This is a genomic window from Rathayibacter sp. AY1G1, assembly GCF_002932095.1.
GTDB lineage: Bacteria > Actinomycetota > Actinomycetes > Actinomycetales > Microbacteriaceae > Rathayibacter.
This window is the reverse complement of the sequence record NZ_PSUZ01000007.1, coordinates 40,404-57,756: the sequence shown is the minus strand read 5'-3', so window position 1 is coordinate 57,756 and position 17,353 is coordinate 40,404. Positions and strand designations below refer to the sequence as shown.

The window sequence follows — 17,353 nt, the reverse complement described above, 5'->3', positions numbered from 1 at the left end:
CTGTGCGCACGCCTCGCGGCGTGTCGTGTGCACAAGTGGCATCTCGCGGAGGAGAGCGGTCGGGCTCCCCGGAGGAGAGCGTCAGCTCTCGGAGGGCTCCTCGGGAGCGTCCTCCTCGGGGTTGAAGTGCGAGTCTCCGGAGACCCCCACCGCCAGCCCGTCCTCGGAGTGCGGGATGGTCTCGTCGTCGCCGAGACCGTTCGCCTTCTTCTCGCCCTCGGACGAGGTGGCTGCGTCGGTCACGGCTCAGGCCTCGACGTCGCCGCGCCAGGCACCGTCGGGGGTGCCCTGCTTCTCGATGTACTCCTTGAAGTTGTTCAGGTCCTTCTTCACAGCGTGGCTGCCGGCGCCGACGAGCGAGCCGAGCGTCTCGAGGAAGCCCTTCGGCTCCCAGTCGAGCTGCACGGTGACGCGGGTCTCGGTGTCGGAGAGCTTGTGGAAGGTGACGACGCCCGCGTGGTCGGTCTCGCCGCCGGTGCTGTTCCACGCGACGCGCTCGTCGGGGTGCTGCTCGGTGATGTTCGCCTCGAACTCGCGCTCGACGGGGCCGACCTTCACCTTCCAGACGGTGAGGGTGTCGGTGACCTGCTGGATCGACTCGACCTCGTCGAGGAAGCGCGGGAACTCCTCGAACTGGGTCCACTGGTTGTAGGCGACGGACACGGGGACGTTGACGTCGACGGTCTCGATGATCTGCGGCACGGTGGTGCTCCTTGCTGTCTCACTCGGTGTGCGGCGTTCCGCTGCTGCGGTCGTCACGCTCGACGTTAGGCGGGAGCCGCCTGGGAGCGCACCGGGTTGCGGACTGCCCCGAACGTGGTAAGCGGAGGCGGTGCTGCGGTGCGCGCGCCGGGACGGCTCCGGCGGGCGCCGGGACGCCGCCGTGCGCGCTGGGACGGCCGCGGGAGGGCGGCGTCCGGACGGCACGGCGGCGTCTCGGGAGCGGCAGGCCGGAGCAGGCCGCGGTCAGCTGTCCTGCGGGTCGCCGCCGAGCTGGCCGATGGCGGGGAGGGGGCCGCCGTCGTCGGCGCCGGTGCGGCGCCAGCGGGCGATGGCGTTGCCCAGGTGGTAGATCACGAGGGCGGCACCGGCGCCGAGGACGATGCCGCCGAGTTCGAAGCCGCCGGAGGAGAACGAGAAGCCGGCGATCGCGATCACGAGGGAGACCGCGGCGGTGTACTGGTTGACCGGGCGCGAGAAGTCGACGCGGTTGTCGATCCAGATCTTGATGCCGATCACGCCGATCAGGCCGTAGAGCGCGGTGGTGGCGCCGCCCAGGACTCCGGCCGGGATCGAGTTGAAGACGGCGCCGACCTTGGGCGAGAGGCTGAGCAGGATCGCGGTGACGCCGGCGACCCAGTAGGCGGCCGTCGAGTACACGCGGGTGGCCGCCATCACTCCGATGTTCTCGCCGTAGGTCGTGGTGCCGGAGCCGCCGAAGGCACCGGAGAGGGTGGTCGCCACACCGTCCGCGATCAGGGCCCGGCCGGTGCTGGCGTTGGCGGAGGCGTCGGTCATCGTCGCGACGCCGCGGACGTGGCCGACGTTCTCGGCGATGAGGACGAGCACGACAGGCAGGAACATCGCGATGCCCGACCATGTGGATCCGGAGGCGAAGTCGGGGAAGGTGAACGGCGGAAGCCCGAACCAGTCGGCCGCACCGACCGCGGAGTAGTCGATCTCGTTCCGCAGCAGGGCGACGACGTAGCCGATGACCACGCCGAGGAAGATCGAGACGCGGCCGAGGAAGCCTCGGAGGAACACGCTCGACAGGATGATCGCGGCGAGCGTGATCGTCCCGGTGATCGGCGCCTGCTTGAAGCTGAGGTACGCGGTCGGAGCCAGGTTGAACCCGATCAGGGCGACGATCGCGCCGGCGACGACCGGGGGCATCAGCCTGTCGATCCAGCCCAGGCCGACGACCTGCACGAGGACGCCGACGGCGGCCAGGAGGAGGCCCACGGCGACGACTCCGGCGAGCGCCGACCCCGTCCCTCCGACGGTGGTCGCGGCCGTGACGGGCGCGATGAACGCGAAGCTCGAGCCGAGGTAGCTGGGGAGCCGGTTGCGCGTGATCAGGAGGAACAGCAGCGTCCCGACTCCGGAGAAGAGCAGGGTCGTGGCGACCGGGAACCCGGTGAGCACGGGCACGAGGAACGTCGCACCGAACATGGCGACGACGTGCTGGATTCCGATGGCGATCGTCGCCGGCCAGGCGAGCCGCTCGCCGGGGGCGACGACGGCGCCGGGCTCGACGGTGCGGCCGTCTCCGTGCAGGGTCCAGATGGGCATGGGGCTCCTCGGCGGGGAAGGGAGGCGGGGGTCGACGTTCACAGTAGCGAGGGGTCTGGCCGTGCCGCGGCACCCGACCTACGATCGGGCCATGGACGGAGCGCGGCGTCTCGGCGAGGAGGAGTTCTCCGCGCACCTCGCCGAGCGGGTCGCGCGGATCCGCGGGTCGTTCGGCGACCTCCCGCTCTGGGCGGTCTCGGGCTGGAGCGGTCCGCGGCTGCTGGCGGAGTGGACGCTGACGGGTGGCCCCCGGGGGCTCTCGTTCCTCGCCGACGAGGCGGTCCCGGGCGGGCCGGGGCCCTCCGTCGAGATCCGCACGACCCTCGGCGATCCGCGGCACGACGTCGCGCTGCTCTGCTGCCGGGAGGAGGCGCCCGTCTCGTTCGTGCAGCCGGAGGCGCTGCCCGCCCCCACGCGGATCGCGGAGATCCCGGTCGACGGGGCTCCGGAGCCCTTCGAGGTCTGGGAGGGAGCCGGCGCGGTGCGCGCGGCCGCGTGGGTGCGCGGGCACGTCCTCACGCTGGAGTGCCGCGGAGTCGATCTGGACGCTCTCGCGCTGGACGAGGTGGACGACATCGAGCCGTTCGTGGCCGGCTGGCTGGAGTTCGTCGGCGCCTCGCGGCGTTGAGTGCCGACCCGCGCTCCCGTGCTACTGGGAGAGCGCGGAGTCCCGCCCGGCGCGCCGGTGAAAGATGTGCGCCGATCCCGGACAGGAGGGAGCATGAGGCACATGCCAGCTCCCCTCGCGGGTCCCGACCGGTTCGCCGCGGTCGCCGCCGCGGTCGCCGATCCCGTCCGCCGCTACCTCTGGCGGCGCACCGACTCCGCCACCGCCGACGACGTGCTCGCCGCGACGCTCTCGGTGCTCTGGCGCCGCAGCGCCGACGTGCCCGAGGACGACCCGGTGCCGTGGGCGATCGGCGTCGCCCGGCTCCAGCTGCAGAACGCCCGGCGGATGCAGCGCCGCCAGGTCATGCTCGCCCAGCGGATCGCGGTCGTCGATCCGCCCCAGGTGCAGATCGACGAGGGCGAGGCGTCGGGCGCGGAGGAGACCGTGCGCCTCGTGCTCGCCCGGATGCGCGAGCAGGACGCCGAGCTGCTGCGCCTCTGGGCGTGGGAGGAGCTCGACGTCCGCGGGATCGCCGCGGTCCTCGGAGTCACGGCGAACGCCGTCTCGATCCGCCTCCATCGCGCGCGGCGCCGCTTCGCCGAGCTCTACGACTCCACCGACCCGCACGCGCCCGAAGGGGGACTCCGATGACCGGAACCGACGACGAGGACGTCCGCCGCCTCCTCCGCACGGTCGACCCCGCGCGGAGCCTCCCCGCGCTCGACCGCGACGAGCTCGCCGAGCAGATCGCCGCCGCGACGGGCGAGGGCACGCGGACGGTGCACTCCCGCCGCCGCTCCCCCTGGCTGATCGTGGGAGTCGGCGCGCTGAGCGCCGGGGCCGCCGCCTCCCTCCTGCTGCCCTTCGCGCTCGGCGTGGGCGGGGGCAGCACCTCGACGCTGATCCTGCCGAGCACGGGCGGGCCGATGGCCGCGTGCTCGCCGGTGACGGCCGCCGCGCTGGCCCCCGCTCAGCTCGCGTTCCGGGCCGAGGTCCGCTCGATCGACGGGAGCACCGTCACCCTGCACGTGCTCGAGCGCTACGCGGGCGAGGTCGGCGACGGCGTCACAGTCACCCAGGGCAGGGAGACGGCGGTGGACGGGGCCCCCATCGTCTTCGAGACCGGGGTCGACTACCTGGTAGCGGCCGACGGCGACACGATCCTGACCTGCGGCCTCAGCGGTGAGAGCTCCCCCGAGCTCGCGGCGCTGTACCAGGAGGCGTTCTCGCGGCAGTAGGCGGAGGCGGGTAGCGGCCCGCGCGGGCGGTGGCAAGGGCCTCCCCGATCGGGGGGAGCGGCGCGCAGGCTGAGGCATGGGCCTCTCGGCCCTCCCCCTCCGGTCGCCCGGCGGCGCCCGCGGGCCCTCGGCGACGCCGCCCCGCCCGCCCCGCAGGAGGCCCGCATGCCGGTGTTCCGGCTCCTCGAACCGCTCCACGCCGCCGGTGTCGCGCTCGCCGACCTCGCGAGCGATCGGCTCCGCCTCCACGGCGACGGCTCCGACGTCCGCATCACCGCGGTGACCGTCGCGCACACCGAAGCGGGCCCCGGCGCCCTCTTCGCCGCGCTCCCCGGGAGGAGGAGCCACGGGGCCCGGTTCGCGGCCGACGCGGCGGCGGCAGGAGCGGTCGCCGTGCTCACCGACGCGGGCGGGCTCGACGAGGCGCGCGCCTCCGGACTGCCCGTCCTCCTCAGCGACGACCCCCGCACCGCCCTCGGCCCGGTCGCCGCGCAGGTGTACGGCACGAGGAGCGGACCGGTGCTCCTCGGCGTGACCGGCACCAACGGCAAGACCAGCACCGTGCACCTCCTCGACGCGGTGCTCCGGCAGCTGGGCGTCGTCTCGGGGCTGAGCTCCACCGCCGAGCGCCGCAGCGCCGACCACGTCGTCGCCAGCCGCCTCACCACGCCCGAGGCCTCCGAGCTGCACGCGCTCCTCGCCCGGATGGCGGAGGACGGCGTCGAGGCGGCGGCGATCGAGGTCAGCGCTCAGGCGCTCGTGCGCTCCCGGATGGAGGGGATCGTGCTCGACGTCGCCGGGTTCACCAACCTCAGCCACGACCACCTCGACGACTTCGGCGACCTGGACGAGTACCTCCGCGCCAAGCAGCGCCTGTTCACGCCCGAGCGGAGCCGCCGCGGCGTCGTGGTCGTCGACACCGAGTCGGGGCGCCGGGTCGCCCGCGAGGCCTCCGTCCCGGTCGTCACGCTCTCGGCCGGAGACGGAGCCGACTGGCGGATCGACGTGCTCGAGACCGCGGTCGACCGCACCCGCTTCCGGCTCACCGCCCGCGACGGCTGGTCGACGACCACCTCCGTCCCGCTCCTCGGACGCCACATGGCCTCGAACGCGGCCCTCGCGCTGGTGATGCTGATCGAGGCGGGCCACGCGCGCGACCGGGTGGCCGCGGCGGTCGGCTCCGGGATCGACGTCACCGTGCCCGGGCGGACGCTGCTCGTGTCCGGCGCCGACGGGCCGCGGGTCTTCCTCGACTTCTCGCACACGCCCGACTCGGTCGCGCGCACCGTCGACGCCCTCCGCGAGGTGACGCCCGGCCGCGTGCTCGTCCTCCTCGGCGCCGACGGCGACCGCGACCCGAGCAAGCGCGCGCCGATGGGCCGGGCCGCTGCCGAGCGCGCCGACCTGGTGATCGTCACCGACCACCACCCGCGCTTCGAGGACCCCGCGCGGATCCGCCGCGCCCTGGTCGACGGCGCCCGCCGCGTCGAGCGCTGCGAGGTGCTCGAGATCGCGGAGCCGGCCGACGCCGTCCGCGCCGCCCTGCACCGGGCCGGCCCGTCCGACTCCGTCCTCTGGGTCGGCCCCGGCGACACCGACTACCGCGTGGTCGGCGCCGACGACCTCCCCTACTCGCCCCGCGCCGACACGGCCCGCGCGCTGGCCGAGGCCGGCTGGAGCGTCGACCTGCTTGACTGATCGGGTGTTCTCGACCCTCCCGGTGCGCCGCGTGCAGGCCCGACCCGAGCACCCCGCCGACCTCGCGCGCTGGCCCGCGACGCTCGCGCCCGTGCGGCAGGTGCTGGCCGAGGGCTGGGATCTCGGCCAGGTGACGGTGATCACCGGCGAGAACGGCTCGGGCAAGTCGACGCTGCTCGAGGCGGTCGCCCTCGCCTACGGGCTGAACGCGGAGGGCGGATCCACGGGTGCGATGCACTCCTCCCGCGCCTCGGAGTCGGACCTGGCCGAGCACCTCCAGCTGGTCCGCGGGGCCGGCGCGTCCAAGCGCGGCTTCTTCCTCCGCGCCGAGACGATGCACGGCTTCTTCAGCTACCTGGAGGAGGTGGGGATCGACGGCGGATACCACGAGCGGAGCCACGGCGAGTCGTTCCTCGACATCGTGGCGAACCGCTCCCGGATCAGCGGGCTGTGGCTCCTCGACGAGCCGGAGTCGGCCCTCTCGGTGTCGGGCTGCCTCGCCCTGATCGGGCAGCTGCGCGACCTGGTCGCCGGCGGCTCGCAGGTCGTCCTCTCCACGCACTCGCCGATCCTCGCGGCCCTCCCCGGAGCCGACCTCTACGAGCTCGACGAGACGGGCCTGCGCCCCTGCCGCTACGACGACCTCGACCTGGTGCGGACTTGGCGCGGCTTCCTCGACCAGCCGGCCCGCTTCCTGCGGCGGCTGGAGTAGGTCGGCGGGCGCTCGGCCGCGCCGGAACGGGCCGTTCGTGTTCACAACGAAGGGAGGTAAGTCGGCAGGCCGCCCCGATCTCGCGGATTCCGAGCCGCCCGGGCGAAGCCCTCCTCCGGCACGAGCACTGTCAGGCCGCGGAGGCCGCCGTCGGCCGGGCGACCCGGGGCGCCCAGCCCACCGCGATCGCGGCGCCGGCGAGCGCGAGCTGTCCGAGCGGCGGCAGGATCGCCGAGACCAGGGAGCCGTCGCCGCCGGACGTGACGAAGGTGTCGGCGACCGACATCCCGAAGCCGAACCCGGCGAAGAAGCGGAAGACGACGGCGCCGGCGACCAGGGCGAGCATGAGCACCGCGATCCGCCGCGGAGTCAGCGGCGACCTCCGGCCGACCAGGGCGCCGATCGTCACGACGATCGCGGCGGCCGTCCAGAACGCGGCCCACCCGGTGACCCAGATCGCGTGGGAGCCGAACTCGAAGCCGTCGCGCTCGGACATGGTCGCGTAGATCTCCGCCAGGGCCACGCCGGGGACCTTCGCCTGCGGATTCCAGACCAGCAGATCCACCGCGCCCACCACCGTGATGCCCGCCACGAGCGCGAGGCCCGCGAGGGCGACGGGGAGGCGCTGAGCGCGGGTCGCCGTCCGCGGTGCGAGGGCGATGGTCCGCGAGCCGCCGAGGACGCTCGCCCCGCAGACGAGTCCGGCGAGGGAGACGGGCAGGCCGACGAGGGCGAGGGGTCCGGGGAGGAGGAGGCCGGCCGCGGTGAGCACCGGGCCGACGACGGCGGCGACCAGGGAGATCCGCGCGAGCACCGTGCGGGCCGACGCCGCGGCGCCGAGCAGGTGGATCGCGCCGAGGACCGCGACCGCGACGGCGGCGACGAGCACCGCGGTCTGCACGACGCCGACGGCGGCCAGGGCGGTGTCGGAGGCGGCACCCGGCTCGGGGACGATCCCGCCGCCGGTCAGCGCGATGCCGCTGAGCATCAGCGCGGCCGCGGCGAAGAGCGCGAGTCCGCGGCGGGCGAGGCGGCGCGGGAGCGTGCCCCGCGCTTCGCCGGTGTGCGCGGGCAGGTCGCGGTCGACGCTCGCCAGCAGGGCGAGCGCTCCGAGGACGACGCCGCGCCGGGGCAGTCCCAGCTCGGCGGCCCCGGCCAGGTCGGCCCGCCACTCCTCGAGGTAGCGCTCCCGGGCGAGCGGGGGCAGGAGCAGCGACAGGAGCCGCAGGAGCGCGCTCATGCGGTCGCCTCCGCCGCTCGCGGCGCCGTCCGCGCGGTCGACCGCATCCGCTCGACGGCGGCCCGGGCTGCCGGGGCGCCCTCCGCGGTCAGCTCGTAGAGCCGGCGACGCGGGCCGCTCCGCTCGCTCGCGGCCTCCCACTCCGAGACCACCCAGCCCGCTCCCTCGAGCCGCTCCAGGATCGGGTAGACGCTGCCCGCCGGTCGCCCGGTGGCCTTGATCACGACCATGCCCCAGGTCGGGCCGTCGGCGTCGAGGAGGGTCCGGAGGACGTCCGCGGTGGCGGACGTGAGGCGAGGGAGTGGCTGCACGGGATTGAGGCTACCTATGTAGAGATAGCCGGGTCAACACAGGCGGGACGGCATCTCTAAGCAATACCGCTCTCTGGATTCTCAGCTGCCTGTCAGCCTCTGACATACTCCGCAGATGACCGAGTTCAACCCCGCCGTATTCCCCGGCTCCGCCCCCTCCGCTCCGAAGAAGACCGGCAACGGGCTGGGCCTCGCCTCCCTCATCATCGGAATCCTCGCGCTCATCGGCGCCCTTATCCCGATCGTCAACTACGCCTCGGGCTTCCTCGCCTTCATCGGACTCGTCCTCGGCATCATCGGCCTCTTCCTCAAGGGCCGCTCTCGCGGCACGGCCATCGCCGGCACCGTCCTCAACGTGATCGCGCTTGTCCTCTCGATCATTCTCGCCATCGTCTACACGGCCGGATTCGCGAGCGGCGTCTCGAACGCGATCGCCACCGCGCAGGCCGAGAGCTCCGAGGCCGCTGCCGTGCCGCGGACGCTCGTCTATGAGGTCACCGGCTCGGCTACCGCGGCCTCCATCACTTGGTCGACCTACGACGGAGGAACCTCCGGCTCCGAGCAGGCCACCGGTCAGGCGCTCCCCTTCACGAAGGAGCTGCAAGTCCAGACCGGAGGCGACTTCACCTTCCAGAGCTTCACGCTGACCGCCTCGAACGGCAGCGATGACGAAGGCGAGATCAGCTGCCGAATCACCCTCGACGGCGAGGTCATCGCCGAGCAGACCAGCACCGGGGCCTTCGCGTCGGCGCTCTGCTCGGCGACCCCGGAGTAGCCGCCGTGCGTAAAGCCCTTTTCCCTGCAGCTCTCAGTGCGGCAATGCTCCTCCTGACTGCCTGCACGGCTTCCGCGCCCGCAGCAGCTCCGGCCGAGTCGACGACCCCTGCACCTGCGGCGCCCGCGACACCTGCGTTCGTCGAGCTCGACACCGCACAAGCGGCGTCCCGTTATCTCGACCTCGTCTGCCCCAACAACATCGCGATCAAGAATCTGAGCGACGCCTTCTCATCCGGCGAGGACGAGCTTCTGAACGGTGGCGACCCGGACCCTTCCGGCGTGCACGCCGCTGCGTCTGCTCGGCTCGATCTGACAAGACGGACACTCACGCTCCTGGACGACTCGTACTACCACTGGCCGAGCGATGTCTCCGAGCAGATCGCGACGATCCGCGGCTCCTACATCGCCGAGATGTCCACTCTCAACACGATGGCCAACTCGGCCGATTTCAGTGACGCCTATTACTCGACGTTCCCTGAGGCCACGACTGAACAGCAGAGCGCCGGACAAGAGGTCCGCTACGCGCTGGGCATCGATCCGGACACGGTCGCCAGCTGTGTCGGGCACGAGAACGGGATCGACGCTCTGACGTCCGAGAAGGAGCAGCGGGATGCCGGAGCGTAGCGCCTGATCGAGAGGCAGCGATCGGTGGGCGCGTGTTCCCGGAGACGGTCGAAAAGGGGACCGAGGGCTCCGACGCCGACCAGGCGACGTGTTCGCAAGCGGGAGCCCTCGCGCTGACCGTCCGCCGCCGGCCCTCGCGCCGCTAGCCGGACCCCGCACGCAGAACGTCGGCCGAGAGCAGCCGCCCTCCACCCTCGGGGGACGGCGGGCACTCTCGGCCGACGGTCTGCGCGCGAGCGCGGGGACTACTTGCGGAACATCCGCGCCGTGGTCTCGAAGAGGCCCTTCACGGGGCGCTGCTGCTCGCCCTGCTGGGCGCCGAGGACGATGATGACGGCGGTCAGCACGGGGATCGCCCACTGGGTGACCTTCTGCACGCGGAGGGCCGTGGTCAGCTCCTGCGAGTTCTGCTCCGACGCCTCGGTCACGCCGGGGGCGCCCTCGTCGGCGTGCTTGGCCTGCGTCGCTCCGGCGACCGCGGCGATCACCGAGGCGGCACCGGCGAGCCCGGTCACGACGGTCTTGACGACGGTGTTCGTGCGGCTCTCCTGCTGGTTGGCCAGGCGGGTCTTGTTGGCGAGGACGAGTCCGATGCCGCCGACGCCGTGGGCGGCGATCGCGGCGAGCTGCACAGGGGTCCAGCGGGCCCAGCCGTTCGAGGAGAGGCGGAGGCGCTCCGCCGGGTCGGACGAGGTGGACGCGGCGCCGTTCAGGCCGACGGCGCCCATGAGCGAGCCGCCGAACCAGGCGGCGGCTCCGAGGTCGTGGAGACTGCGGACGAGGGTGTTGCGGGAGGGCATGTGGGCCTCTTCTCTGCCGGCGGCGGACGTCGGCGGTGGTCGGCTGGTGCGGACTCCTCCGACGCTACGCGCGCCCTGGAACCGCGCACGGGGCTTGACCTCTCCCCCTCCGACACGCTCCGCTGGAGGTCACCGACCGACCCGGACCGACCGACCCGAGGAGCCCCGCGATGCCCACCGACGACGAGAAGCGGACGACCCGCGACGAGTTCCACGACGCCGTGAACATGACCGCGAAGGAGCTCGAGGAGTGGCTCGGCACCGACGAGTCGAAGGAGGTCGGCCAGAAGCCGGAGGGCGGCGGCGAGTCCGTCGGCCACGAGAGCGGGCGCCGCATCGTCGACCTGCTCGGCACGAAGCAGGCCGACCTGAGCGACGACGACTACGCCCACATGACGAAGGTCGTCAGCTACGTGCACCGGCACGCGAAGCAGCGTCCCTCGGGCGATGTCACCGAGACGAAGTGGCGCTACTCCCTGATGAACTGGGGCAACGACCCGCTGAAGGGCTGACCCGGTCCGAGAGCTGCGCTCAGCACATCCCGAAGAGGTTGCAGAGGGCGCCGCGGTCCTGGATCGACTCCATGCCGCCCGGCTTCTGCACCTTCGGCAGCTCGTAGGAGGCGGCGACCGTCTGCACGCCGGCGGACGAGGCGGCCTGCACGGGAGCGGCGGCAGGAGCAGCGGCGGGAGCGAGGACGGCTCCGAGGGCGAGTGCGGCGGCGGCGAGGATCGGGGCCATGGTCGTTCTCCTGTGATCGAGGGGTGCGATCGGCTCGACCGCTCCACCAGCATGGCGACGCCCCGTCGCACCGCTCCTGTACGAAAGACCAGTCCGCCCTTGTACGGAAGGCCGACGGGGCTCGGAGAAGGCTTCGGTACCCTGGTCCCGTGGTGGGGACGACGCGGTGGACGAACGACGTGCGGACGCTGCCCGGCCGCTGGATCACCCGGTCCCTCCTCCTCGGCTCCTTCACGCTCCTCGTCGTCATCGACCTGATGGGCGGCAGCGTCGACCTCACGTCGGTCCGCGGCTGGATCGAGCTGGCGCTCCCCTACCTGCCGCTCCTGGCGCTGCTCGCCGGCGCGATCCCCGCGGCGGTCTCGCTCTACCTCGTCTACGCCGTCGTCCTGATGCTCGGCGCCCCGCCGCTGCTGCTCGCGGCGCTGATCTTCCCGACCATCGTGGTGGTCGGCTTCGTCACCTTCCTCCTCCCCTGGCGCGCGGGGCTCGTCTTCGTGCTCGGCACCCTCGTCCTCCTGCCCGCGGTGCTGCTCGTCGACCGCGCCATGGGCACGGCCGTCTACGTCCTGGGCGCGTTCGTCCTCTTCGGCGGCACCGCCGGGCTGGGCCTGAACGCCTTCCGGGGCCGCAGCGAGCGGAGCGAGCGCCGGGCCGACCGCATCCAGGAGGAGCAGGCGCGGATCCGCAACGAGGAGCGGACCCGGCTCGCGCACGAGCTGCACGACATCGTCGCGCACGAGGTCACCATCATCGCCATGCAGGCCCGCCGCGCGACCTCGGTCGAGGACCCGGCCAAGACCGAGCGCATCCTCGAGAGCATCGGCGACGCGGCGCAGCAGGCGCTGCAGGATCTGCGGAGCCTCGTGACGCTCCTCCAGGACGAGGACGAGGCAGGCGCTCCCGCCCGCGGCGACTCCGACCTGCTCGGGACCCCGGAGGTCTCGGGCGCCACGACCACCGCTGTCGGCTTCGTCCACGACGTGCGGAACGTCGCCGACGCGATCGAGCGCGCGGGCTTCCGGGTCCGCCTCGACGTGGCGGGCTCCGTGGCGCAGGTGCCCGCGAGCCTCCGCCAGGTGCTGCGGCGCACGGTCCGGGAGCTGGGCACGAACGTGCTCAAGCACGGCGACACCGCCGGTGAGGTGCAGCTCCGGCTCGAGGTGTCGGGGGGCGAGGTGCAGCTGAGCTCCTCCAACGCGATCGCCTCTGCGGCTCCGATCGTCTCCTCGCACCTCGGGATCGAGGCGATGTCGGCCCGCTGCGCCGTCTTCGGCGGGCGGCTGGACGCGGGAGCCCGCGGCGGCCGCTGGACCACGACCATGACCATCCCCCTCGAGGGCCGGGCGTCCGGTGCGCTCGTCGCGGGGGCGACCGACGAAGGACGAGAGCGATGACCCGCGTGCTGCTGGTGGACGACGAATCGATGACCCGCGAGATCCTCCGCGACTACCTCTCGCAGGACCCGGCGATCGAGGTGGTGGGCGAGGCCTCCGACGGGAGGATCGCGGTGCAGCAGGCGGCGACGCTCCAGCCCGACCTGATCCTGATGGACATGCAGATGCCGGTCATGAACGGCGTCGCCGCGACCGAGCGGATCCACGCCGAGCACCCGGGCATCGCGATCCTCGGGCTCAGCACGTTCACCACGGACCGCTACGTCGTCGACCTGCTCCGCGCGGGCGCCTCCGGCTACCTGGTCAAGGACACGAAGCCGCGGGAGATCATCGCGGCGGTGCACGCGGTGCTCGCGGGCGAGTCCGTGCTCTCCGCCGAGGTCACGCGCCACGTGGTGAAGGGGCTCGAGGAGTCGGTGCCGGCGGAGACGGTGCCGGACCCCGATCTGCTCGAGGCGCTCACCGAGAAGGAGCTCGAGGTGATCCGCCTGCTCGCCCGCGGGATGAGCAACCGCGAGATGGCGCAGGAGCTGTTCGTCACCGAGTCGACCGTGAAGGCGCGGTTCGTGAAGGTGATGGAGAAGCTGGGCGTGCGCGACCGGGTGCAGATCCTGGTCTCGGCGATCGAGCACGGGCTCGTCGACCTGGGGACGCGTCCCGGCCGGAGCTGATCGAGCCCGCCGGATTCAGCCCCAGCCGACCACGTCGGCGACGGGCCGCACGAGCCCCGCGACCGCCCGCTCGAGCGCACTCTCGTCGACCGCGGCGAGCGCCGGCTCCGGATCGAGCACCAGGGCGCCGCCCCAGCCCATCACCTCGTACTCCACCAGGGTGCGCGCGAGCGTCTCGGGCGACCGCCAGGCGCGGAGGAGGTTCGCCCGCGCGAACGCGTGCGCGGCGCGTGCTCCCTCCCCGTGCGCGGCGCGGCCGTCGAGGACGGTGCGCAGCACGGTCTCGAGGGTCGGGATGCCCTGGCCGGCCGGGGAGACGACCTGCCAGGTGAGGGAGGGGCGGCTCGAGCGCAGGCCCCGCGCGACCTGGGCGACCGCATCGCCGCCGGCGGAGCGCAGTGCGGCGGGGACGAGCGGTTCGGCCCCCGCGGTGAGGCGGCACAGCGCCAGGAATGTCGCGGCGTGGCCGACCTCGCCGGACGGGTCCGCGCCGGTGACGATCGTGCTCTCGTAGCCCTGCTCGCGGGACTGGTGCAGAGCGCTCGGCAGCGGAGCCGCGGCGGGCACGGAGACGGGCCGGGACGTCTCGCAGACGGCGCGTTCGGGCCCGACCACGGCGAGCACCGGATCCCCGGCTCCCTGGGCGCGCTCGAGCGTCAGGGCGGTCCAGGCCGCGGCGCCCTCCGGAGGGAGCACCGCGGTGAGGCTCTGCGCCCCGGCCGTCGCCGTCCACGCGAGCGAGACCGCTCCGGGGGGAACGGCCGAGCGGAGGCGGGCAGCGCGGTCGGGCCCGTCGTCTCCGGCCGGGTCGCGCCAGCCGAGGGCGACGACGGCGAAGCGGGAGCGCTCGTCGACGACGGCGAGCGGGGGTGCGGCGGTCATGGGCTCCTCCTTCCTGGAGGGGTGGAGGCGGCGGGAACGCCCAGTGCGGCGAAGGGCTGCTCGGCCAGGCGGGCCGCGGCGTCCGCGAGCAGCGGGCGCGGCGGCCGCGCGGCGAGGGAGTCGACGAGCTCGCCCGCGAAGCCGGGCGCACCGCGCAGCAGGGCATCCCGGGCGACGGTGCGGGCCAGACGCTCGTCGTCGTGCACCAGCCGCTCCGCACGCAGCACCGCGCGATGCCGGGCGTGCTCGAGGGCGGAGTCGTCGCTCACCGCGAGGGCGCGGAGGCGGTGCCACGGATCGACGGGCACGGCGGTGTCGTCGACCAGCACGAAGAGGTCGTCGGCGACGGTGTCGCCCGGGCCGAAGAGTCCGGCGCTCGCGTCGAGTCCGGCCTGCGCAGCGAGCGCCTCGGCGGCGATCAGGTCGCCGAGCAGCTCGTCGGAGACGCGGGTCGACGGCGCGGCGGCGGTCGCGGCGAGCCGGCGGGCGGCGGGCTCGGCGCGGTACTCGGGGCGGGCCGTCCCAGGTGGGACGGCGACCGGTCCTGCCGCGCGATCGGGCGCCTCCGCGAGGGCCGCGACCAGGCGGTCCAGGAGCCGGGCGGGGTCGTCGGCCGTGACGCCGACCAGCACGGAGCCGGCCGGGCTGTAGTGGCGCCGGTGCAGCGCGCGCAGGACGGGCTCGGTCGCGCGGCCCTCGAGGTCGAGGTCGCCGCTGCCGTCGTGCGCGTTGGGGGCGTCGGCCCAGTAGCGGGCGGTCAGGTGCGGCCACGGCAGCACGCCGCCCGGAGCGGGGGCGAGGCGCGCGGCCCGCTCAGAGGCGACCGCGCGGATCTGCTCCGCGATCTGCTCCGGCAGGAAGGCGGGGCGGAAGACCTGCTCGACGAGCCGCTCCGCGATCACGGCGGCCGACCCGGGAGAGCCCGTCTCGAAGAACTCGGAGTAGTCGAGGTGGGTGTGACCGCCGAGGACGCCGCCGCTCTCGGCGACGCGGGTCTGCCGGACGAGACCGGCGACCCCCTCGCTGTCCTGGTAGACGAGGTGCTCGATCAGGTGCAGCATCCCCTCCTCGCCGTCGCGCTCGTGGCGCATACCGGCGGGCACGGCGAGGGCGACCGAGTCGTTGCGGACCTCCGGCCGGTGCACGACGAGCGCGCGGGCGCCGGAGGGCAGGGCGGCGGACAGGGTCGGGACGTCGCGGGCGCTCATTCCGCCCGCTCCCCCAGCTGTGCGGCGGACAGGCGCAGCAGCAGCCGCGCCTGATCGCTGCTGGCGCCCCCGGAGCGGTGCCAGTCGACGGCGTGCTGGGCCAGCCGGAACGCGGTGCCGACGCGCAGCAGCTCGGCGTCGTGGTCCTCCTCGAGCGAGAGTCCGCGGCGGAGCGCGTCGAGGGCCGGGCGGAGCGCGGGGTGGAAGGCGTGCAGCTCTGCGAGCTCCCCGAGCACCCAGGCGGCGTCCCAAACCGGGTCGGCGAGCCCGACGTCCTCGCCCGTGAGCAGAGCGACGCGGGTCCCGCCGACGACGAGGTGGGCGAGGCCGGGGTGGCCGTGGACCACGACCGCGGCCGGCGAGGCGACGACCGCCTCCGCCCAGTCGGCGAGCTCGAGGAGACCGCCGGCGCCGAGCTCCTCGGCGGCGGGCGCCCAGCCACCGGCGAGCCAGCCGCGGGCGCGCTGCAGCGGACGCGGAGGGAGCGGCTCCCCGGCGGGCCGGGCGCCGTGGAGCGCGTCCAGCGCGCCCTTCCACTCGCGGCCGACGGAGACGAGCGCCTCCTCCGACAGCTCGTGGAGGAGCGCGGGCAGCAGGGCGCGGGCGGTGGTGCGGTAGCGGCGGATCGACGGGTCGGCGCCTCCCGGCACGATCCGGGGATCGGGCGCTGCGAGGCGGACGGGCACCGGCGAGAACGGCAGCGGCGCCTGCTCTCCGAGGCGGCGGGTCCAGACGGTGGTCCCGTCGGGTCCTTCCGAGAGCTCGGTGACGAGCAGCCCGGTGACGAGGGCCCGCGGAGGGGCGGTGGTGCTCACGCCGACCTCGCCTCCTCCGCGGCCGCCGGTGCCGTGCGCAGCGACTCCAGGTGGCGCAGCACCGCGGGGAACGCGGGCGGCACCCAGGCGAGCGCCGTGTCGCTGGACTCGCTCGGCCCGGGCACGGGGTCGATGACGGTGAAGTTGGCCGGCTCGCGCAGCAGCGCGAGGGTGGACTCGACGACCGGGTTGCCGAGCGCCCGCGGCGGCAGCGACGGAGCGATGCACACCGGCGCCTCCGTCGTGAGGGCCGCGAGCAGCGACGGGGAGTCGGTGATGCCGTGCGCGAGGCGCGAGGCGTAGTCGAGGGTGGCCGGGTAGATCAGGATGAGGTCGGCCCACTCGGCGAGGTCGACGTGGGCGACGACGATCTCGTCGTCCCAGCGGTCGTCCTGGATCCGGCCGCGCAGTCGCGACTCCAGGTTGTGCCGGGTGGTGAAGCGGTAGGCCGAGTCGCGGACGAGCACGCGGAACTCGGTCGCCGGAGCGGCGGCGCGCGCCCACTGGATCCAGTAGGGCATGACCTGGGTCATGGCGGAGCCGGTCAGGACGAGGGCCACCCGGGAGTAGCCGAAGCGGCCGAGCGAGAGGTCGGAGAGTGCGGCGCTCTGCGCACCGGGCGGGGTGGTCATGGCGGTCTCCTCAGAGGGCGGCGGGCGGGAGGGCGGATCGGGTCGCGGCCGGCGGTGAGGACGGCGGCGGACGGGCGGACCGTGCCCGCGGAAAGGGCGGACGGGGATGGGCGGACCGTGCCCGCGGAAAGGGCGGACGGGGATGGGCGGACGGCGCGAGCGGACGGCACGCGCCCGGGAGGGGCCGGGGCGACGCGGTCGAGGACCGGTCGCCCCGTGCCCGTCAGCACCCTGCGGTGAGGGTGACGCCGATGATGACGCCGGCGCAGAACGGGGTGGTGGCGGGCGCCTCGGAGGCGGCGTCGGTGCCGATCTCGTCGGCGGCGGTGAAGGTGTCGTGGGCGGTGGCGAGCTCGGCGAGGTCGGCGGACTGGACGGTCTGGGCGGTGATGGTCGACATGGTGTTCTCCTTGGATGAGTGGTGGCGGCGGATCCGCCGGGTCGTGCGGGGAGTGGTGCGGGTGGTCGGCCGGAGGGCCGGGGAGCGGGTGCTGCGGGAGCACCCGGGCGGGAGGAGGGCCGGGTCAGCAGCCCGCGCCGAGGGTGGCGCCGACGATGATGCCGACGCACAGGGGCGTGGTGGCGGGCGCCTCGGTCGCGGCGTCCGAGCCGAGCTCGTCGACGGTGGCGAAGGTGTCGTGCGCTCCCGCGAGGGCGGTGAGGTCGGCGGACTGGGCGTCGGTGGAGATGGTGGTCATGATGTGT

General features: G+C 74.0%; 23 protein-coding genes. 10 read left to right on the top strand and 13 right to left on the bottom strand.

Annotation, left to right across the window (positions count from 1 at the left end):
- Positions 1-81 precede the first annotated feature (81 nt).
- The 3 genes from C5C36_RS17530 to C5C36_RS05480 form a co-directional block, all read right to left on the bottom strand.
- Complete coding sequence (locus tag C5C36_RS17530) at positions 82-243, bottom strand: hypothetical protein (RefSeq protein ID WP_167299017.1); 162 nt, start codon at positions 241-243, stop codon at positions 82-84.
- Positions 244-246: 3 nt separating this feature from the next.
- Positions 247-702, bottom strand: a complete 456-nt coding sequence (locus C5C36_RS05485) for an SRPBCC family protein (protein WP_104224157.1) — start codon at positions 700-702, stop codon at positions 247-249.
- A 264-nt stretch (positions 703-966) separates the two neighbouring features.
- Entirely contained in the window at positions 967-2,292 is a 1,326-nt protein-coding gene (locus C5C36_RS05480; RefSeq protein ID WP_104309392.1) for a uracil-xanthine permease family protein, read from the bottom strand.
- A 91-nt stretch (positions 2,293-2,383) separates the two neighbouring features.
- Here C5C36_RS05480 and C5C36_RS05475 point away from each other — a divergent pair, with 91 nt between their 5' ends.
- From C5C36_RS05475 to C5C36_RS05455, 5 genes are all read left to right on the top strand, one after another.
- Complete coding sequence (locus C5C36_RS05475) at positions 2,384-2,920, top strand: hypothetical protein (protein ID WP_104225957.1); 537 nt, start codon at positions 2,384-2,386, stop codon at positions 2,918-2,920.
- A gap of 102 nt (positions 2,921-3,022) precedes the next feature.
- Positions 3,023-3,553, top strand: coding sequence for an RNA polymerase sigma factor (locus tag C5C36_RS05470; protein WP_160033683.1), 531 nt, complete (start codon positions 3,023-3,025; stop codon positions 3,551-3,553).
- The gene (locus C5C36_RS05465; protein ID WP_104237812.1) at positions 3,550-4,140 is read left to right on the top strand and encodes a hypothetical protein; all 591 of its coding nucleotides are present in this window, start codon (positions 3,550-3,552) and stop codon (positions 4,138-4,140) included. Before C5C36_RS05470 ends, C5C36_RS05465 begins: the two co-directional genes overlap by 4 nt.
- A 165-nt stretch (positions 4,141-4,305) precedes the next feature.
- Positions 4,306-5,838: a Mur ligase family protein gene (locus tag C5C36_RS05460; protein ID WP_104309391.1), complete on the top strand. Its 1,533-nt coding sequence runs from the start codon at positions 4,306-4,308 to the stop codon at positions 5,836-5,838.
- A gap of 4 nt (positions 5,839-5,842) precedes the next feature.
- Positions 5,843-6,550 carry an AAA family ATPase gene (locus C5C36_RS05455; protein WP_104268547.1) on the top strand — a complete coding sequence of 236 codons (708 nt, stop codon included), beginning with the start codon at positions 5,843-5,845 and terminating at the stop codon, positions 6,548-6,550.
- A gap of 130 nt (positions 6,551-6,680) precedes the next feature.
- On the opposite strand, the gene C5C36_RS05450 is transcribed toward C5C36_RS05455, so the two are convergent.
- Both C5C36_RS05450 and C5C36_RS05445 read right to left on the bottom strand, forming a co-directional pair.
- Positions 6,681-7,790, bottom strand: a complete 1,110-nt coding sequence (locus tag C5C36_RS05450) for a hypothetical protein (protein ID WP_104309390.1) — start codon at positions 7,788-7,790, stop codon at positions 6,681-6,683.
- Positions 7,787-8,101: a PadR family transcriptional regulator gene (locus C5C36_RS05445; RefSeq protein ID WP_104249735.1), complete on the bottom strand. Its 315-nt coding sequence runs from the start codon at positions 8,099-8,101 to the stop codon at positions 7,787-7,789. Before C5C36_RS05445 ends, C5C36_RS05450 begins: the two co-directional genes overlap by 4 nt.
- A gap of 115 nt (positions 8,102-8,216) precedes the next feature.
- Between C5C36_RS05445 and C5C36_RS05440 the strand changes: the two genes are divergently transcribed.
- Both C5C36_RS05440 and C5C36_RS05435 read left to right on the top strand, forming a co-directional pair.
- Positions 8,217-8,876: an MmpS family transport accessory protein gene (locus C5C36_RS05440; protein WP_104261034.1), complete on the top strand. Its 660-nt coding sequence runs from the start codon at positions 8,217-8,219 to the stop codon at positions 8,874-8,876.
- A 44-nt stretch (positions 8,877-8,920) separates the two neighbouring features.
- Positions 8,921-9,502, top strand: coding sequence for a hypothetical protein (locus C5C36_RS05435; RefSeq protein ID WP_104257117.1), 582 nt, complete (start codon positions 8,921-8,923; stop codon positions 9,500-9,502).
- 245 nt (positions 9,503-9,747) lie between these two features.
- On the opposite strand, the gene C5C36_RS05430 is transcribed toward C5C36_RS05435, so the two are convergent.
- A complete protein-coding gene (locus tag C5C36_RS05430) occupies positions 9,748-10,302 on the bottom strand; it encodes a hypothetical protein (protein WP_104225093.1) in 555 nt (184 codons plus the stop codon).
- A 170-nt stretch (positions 10,303-10,472) separates the two neighbouring features.
- Between C5C36_RS05430 and C5C36_RS05425 the strand changes: the two genes are divergently transcribed.
- Complete coding sequence (locus C5C36_RS05425; protein ID WP_104309389.1) at positions 10,473-10,814, top strand: DUF3140 domain-containing protein; 342 nt, start codon at positions 10,473-10,475, stop codon at positions 10,812-10,814.
- Positions 10,815-10,833: 19 nt separating this feature from the next.
- Here the strand turns inward: C5C36_RS05425 and C5C36_RS05420 are convergent, their stop codons facing one another.
- Entirely contained in the window at positions 10,834-11,043 is a 210-nt protein-coding gene (locus tag C5C36_RS05420; RefSeq protein ID WP_104225965.1) for a hypothetical protein, read from the bottom strand.
- A gap of 149 nt (positions 11,044-11,192) precedes the next feature.
- On the opposite strand from C5C36_RS05420, the gene C5C36_RS05415 reads away from it, so the two are divergent.
- Positions 11,193-12,440 carry a sensor histidine kinase gene (locus C5C36_RS05415; protein WP_258072206.1) on the top strand — a complete coding sequence of 416 codons (1,248 nt, stop codon included), beginning with the start codon at positions 11,193-11,195 and terminating at the stop codon, positions 12,438-12,440.
- Positions 12,437-13,111 (top strand): response regulator transcription factor, encoded by a 675-nt coding sequence (locus C5C36_RS05410; protein ID WP_104225096.1) that lies wholly within the window; start codon positions 12,437-12,439, stop codon positions 13,109-13,111. The genes C5C36_RS05415 and C5C36_RS05410 overlap by 4 nt, the downstream gene beginning before the upstream one ends.
- A 15-nt stretch (positions 13,112-13,126) precedes the next feature.
- On the opposite strand, the gene C5C36_RS05405 is transcribed toward C5C36_RS05410, so the two are convergent.
- The 6 genes from C5C36_RS05405 to C5C36_RS17520 form a co-directional block, all read right to left on the bottom strand.
- Positions 13,127-13,993, bottom strand: coding sequence for a hypothetical protein (locus C5C36_RS05405; protein WP_104225097.1), 867 nt, complete (start codon positions 13,991-13,993; stop codon positions 13,127-13,129).
- Positions 13,990-15,201: a pitrilysin family protein gene (locus C5C36_RS05400; RefSeq protein WP_104246981.1), complete on the bottom strand. Its 1,212-nt coding sequence runs from the start codon at positions 15,199-15,201 to the stop codon at positions 13,990-13,992. The genes C5C36_RS05405 and C5C36_RS05400 overlap by 4 nt, the downstream gene beginning before the upstream one ends.
- Positions 15,198-16,016, bottom strand: a complete 819-nt coding sequence (locus tag C5C36_RS05395; RefSeq protein ID WP_104225968.1) for a hypothetical protein — start codon at positions 16,014-16,016, stop codon at positions 15,198-15,200. Before C5C36_RS05395 ends, C5C36_RS05400 begins: the two co-directional genes overlap by 4 nt.
- Positions 16,013-16,648 carry a flavoprotein gene (locus C5C36_RS05390; protein WP_104225100.1) on the bottom strand — a complete coding sequence of 212 codons (636 nt, stop codon included), beginning with the start codon at positions 16,646-16,648 and terminating at the stop codon, positions 16,013-16,015. Before C5C36_RS05390 ends, C5C36_RS05395 begins: the two co-directional genes overlap by 4 nt.
- 223 nt (positions 16,649-16,871) lie before the next feature.
- A complete protein-coding gene (locus tag C5C36_RS17525) occupies positions 16,872-17,048 on the bottom strand; it encodes a hypothetical protein (protein ID WP_181027123.1) in 177 nt (58 codons plus the stop codon).
- A 124-nt stretch (positions 17,049-17,172) separates the two neighbouring features.
- Positions 17,173-17,346: a hypothetical protein gene (locus C5C36_RS17520; protein ID WP_181027122.1), complete on the bottom strand. Its 174-nt coding sequence runs from the start codon at positions 17,344-17,346 to the stop codon at positions 17,173-17,175.
- Positions 17,347-17,353: the final 7 nt, after the last annotated feature.

Excerpts from the sequence above, each read along its gene's own strand:
- C5C36_RS05425 (WP_104309389.1), top strand. The coding sequence starts at position 10,473 with ATGCCCACCGACGACGAGAAGCGGACGACCCGCGACGAGTTCCACGAC.
- C5C36_RS05440 (WP_104261034.1), top strand. The coding sequence starts at position 8,217 with ATGACCGAGTTCAACCCCGCCGTATTCCCCGGCTCCGCCCCCTCCGCT.
- C5C36_RS05475 (WP_104225957.1), top strand. The coding sequence starts at position 2,384 with ATGGACGGAGCGCGGCGTCTCGGCGAGGAGGAGTTCTCCGCGCACCTC.
- C5C36_RS17520 (WP_181027122.1), bottom strand. The coding sequence starts at position 17,346 with ATGACCACCATCTCCACCGACGCCCAGTCCGCCGACCTCACCGCCCTC.
- C5C36_RS05435 (WP_104257117.1), top strand. The coding sequence starts at position 8,921 with ATGCTCCTCCTGACTGCCTGCACGGCTTCCGCGCCCGCAGCAGCTCCG.
- C5C36_RS05400 (WP_104246981.1), bottom strand. The coding sequence starts at position 15,201 with ATGAGCGCCCGCGACGTCCCGACCCTGTCCGCCGCCCTGCCCTCCGGC.
- C5C36_RS17525 (WP_181027123.1), bottom strand. The coding sequence starts at position 17,048 with ATGTCGACCATCACCGCCCAGACCGTCCAGTCCGCCGACCTCGCCGAG.
- C5C36_RS05420 (WP_104225965.1), bottom strand. The coding sequence starts at position 11,043 with ATGGCCCCGATCCTCGCCGCCGCCGCACTCGCCCTCGGAGCCGTCCTC.
- C5C36_RS05460 (WP_104309391.1), top strand. The coding sequence starts at position 4,306 with ATGCCGGTGTTCCGGCTCCTCGAACCGCTCCACGCCGCCGGTGTCGCG.
- C5C36_RS05470 (WP_160033683.1), top strand. The coding sequence starts at position 3,023 with ATGCCAGCTCCCCTCGCGGGTCCCGACCGGTTCGCCGCGGTCGCCGCC.
- C5C36_RS05430 (WP_104225093.1), bottom strand. The coding sequence starts at position 10,302 with ATGCCCTCCCGCAACACCCTCGTCCGCAGTCTCCACGACCTCGGAGCC.
- C5C36_RS05410 (WP_104225096.1), top strand. The coding sequence starts at position 12,437 with ATGACCCGCGTGCTGCTGGTGGACGACGAATCGATGACCCGCGAGATC.
- C5C36_RS05405 (WP_104225097.1), bottom strand. The coding sequence starts at position 13,993 with ATGACCGCCGCACCCCCGCTCGCCGTCGTCGACGAGCGCTCCCGCTTC.
- C5C36_RS05450 (WP_104309390.1), bottom strand. The coding sequence starts at position 7,790 with ATGAGCGCGCTCCTGCGGCTCCTGTCGCTGCTCCTGCCCCCGCTCGCC.
- C5C36_RS05465 (WP_104237812.1), top strand. The coding sequence starts at position 3,550 with ATGACCGGAACCGACGACGAGGACGTCCGCCGCCTCCTCCGCACGGTC.
- C5C36_RS05390 (WP_104225100.1), bottom strand. The coding sequence starts at position 16,648 with ATGACCACCCCGCCCGGTGCGCAGAGCGCCGCACTCTCCGACCTCTCG.
- C5C36_RS05480 (WP_104309392.1), bottom strand. The coding sequence starts at position 2,292 with ATGCCCATCTGGACCCTGCACGGAGACGGCCGCACCGTCGAGCCCGGC.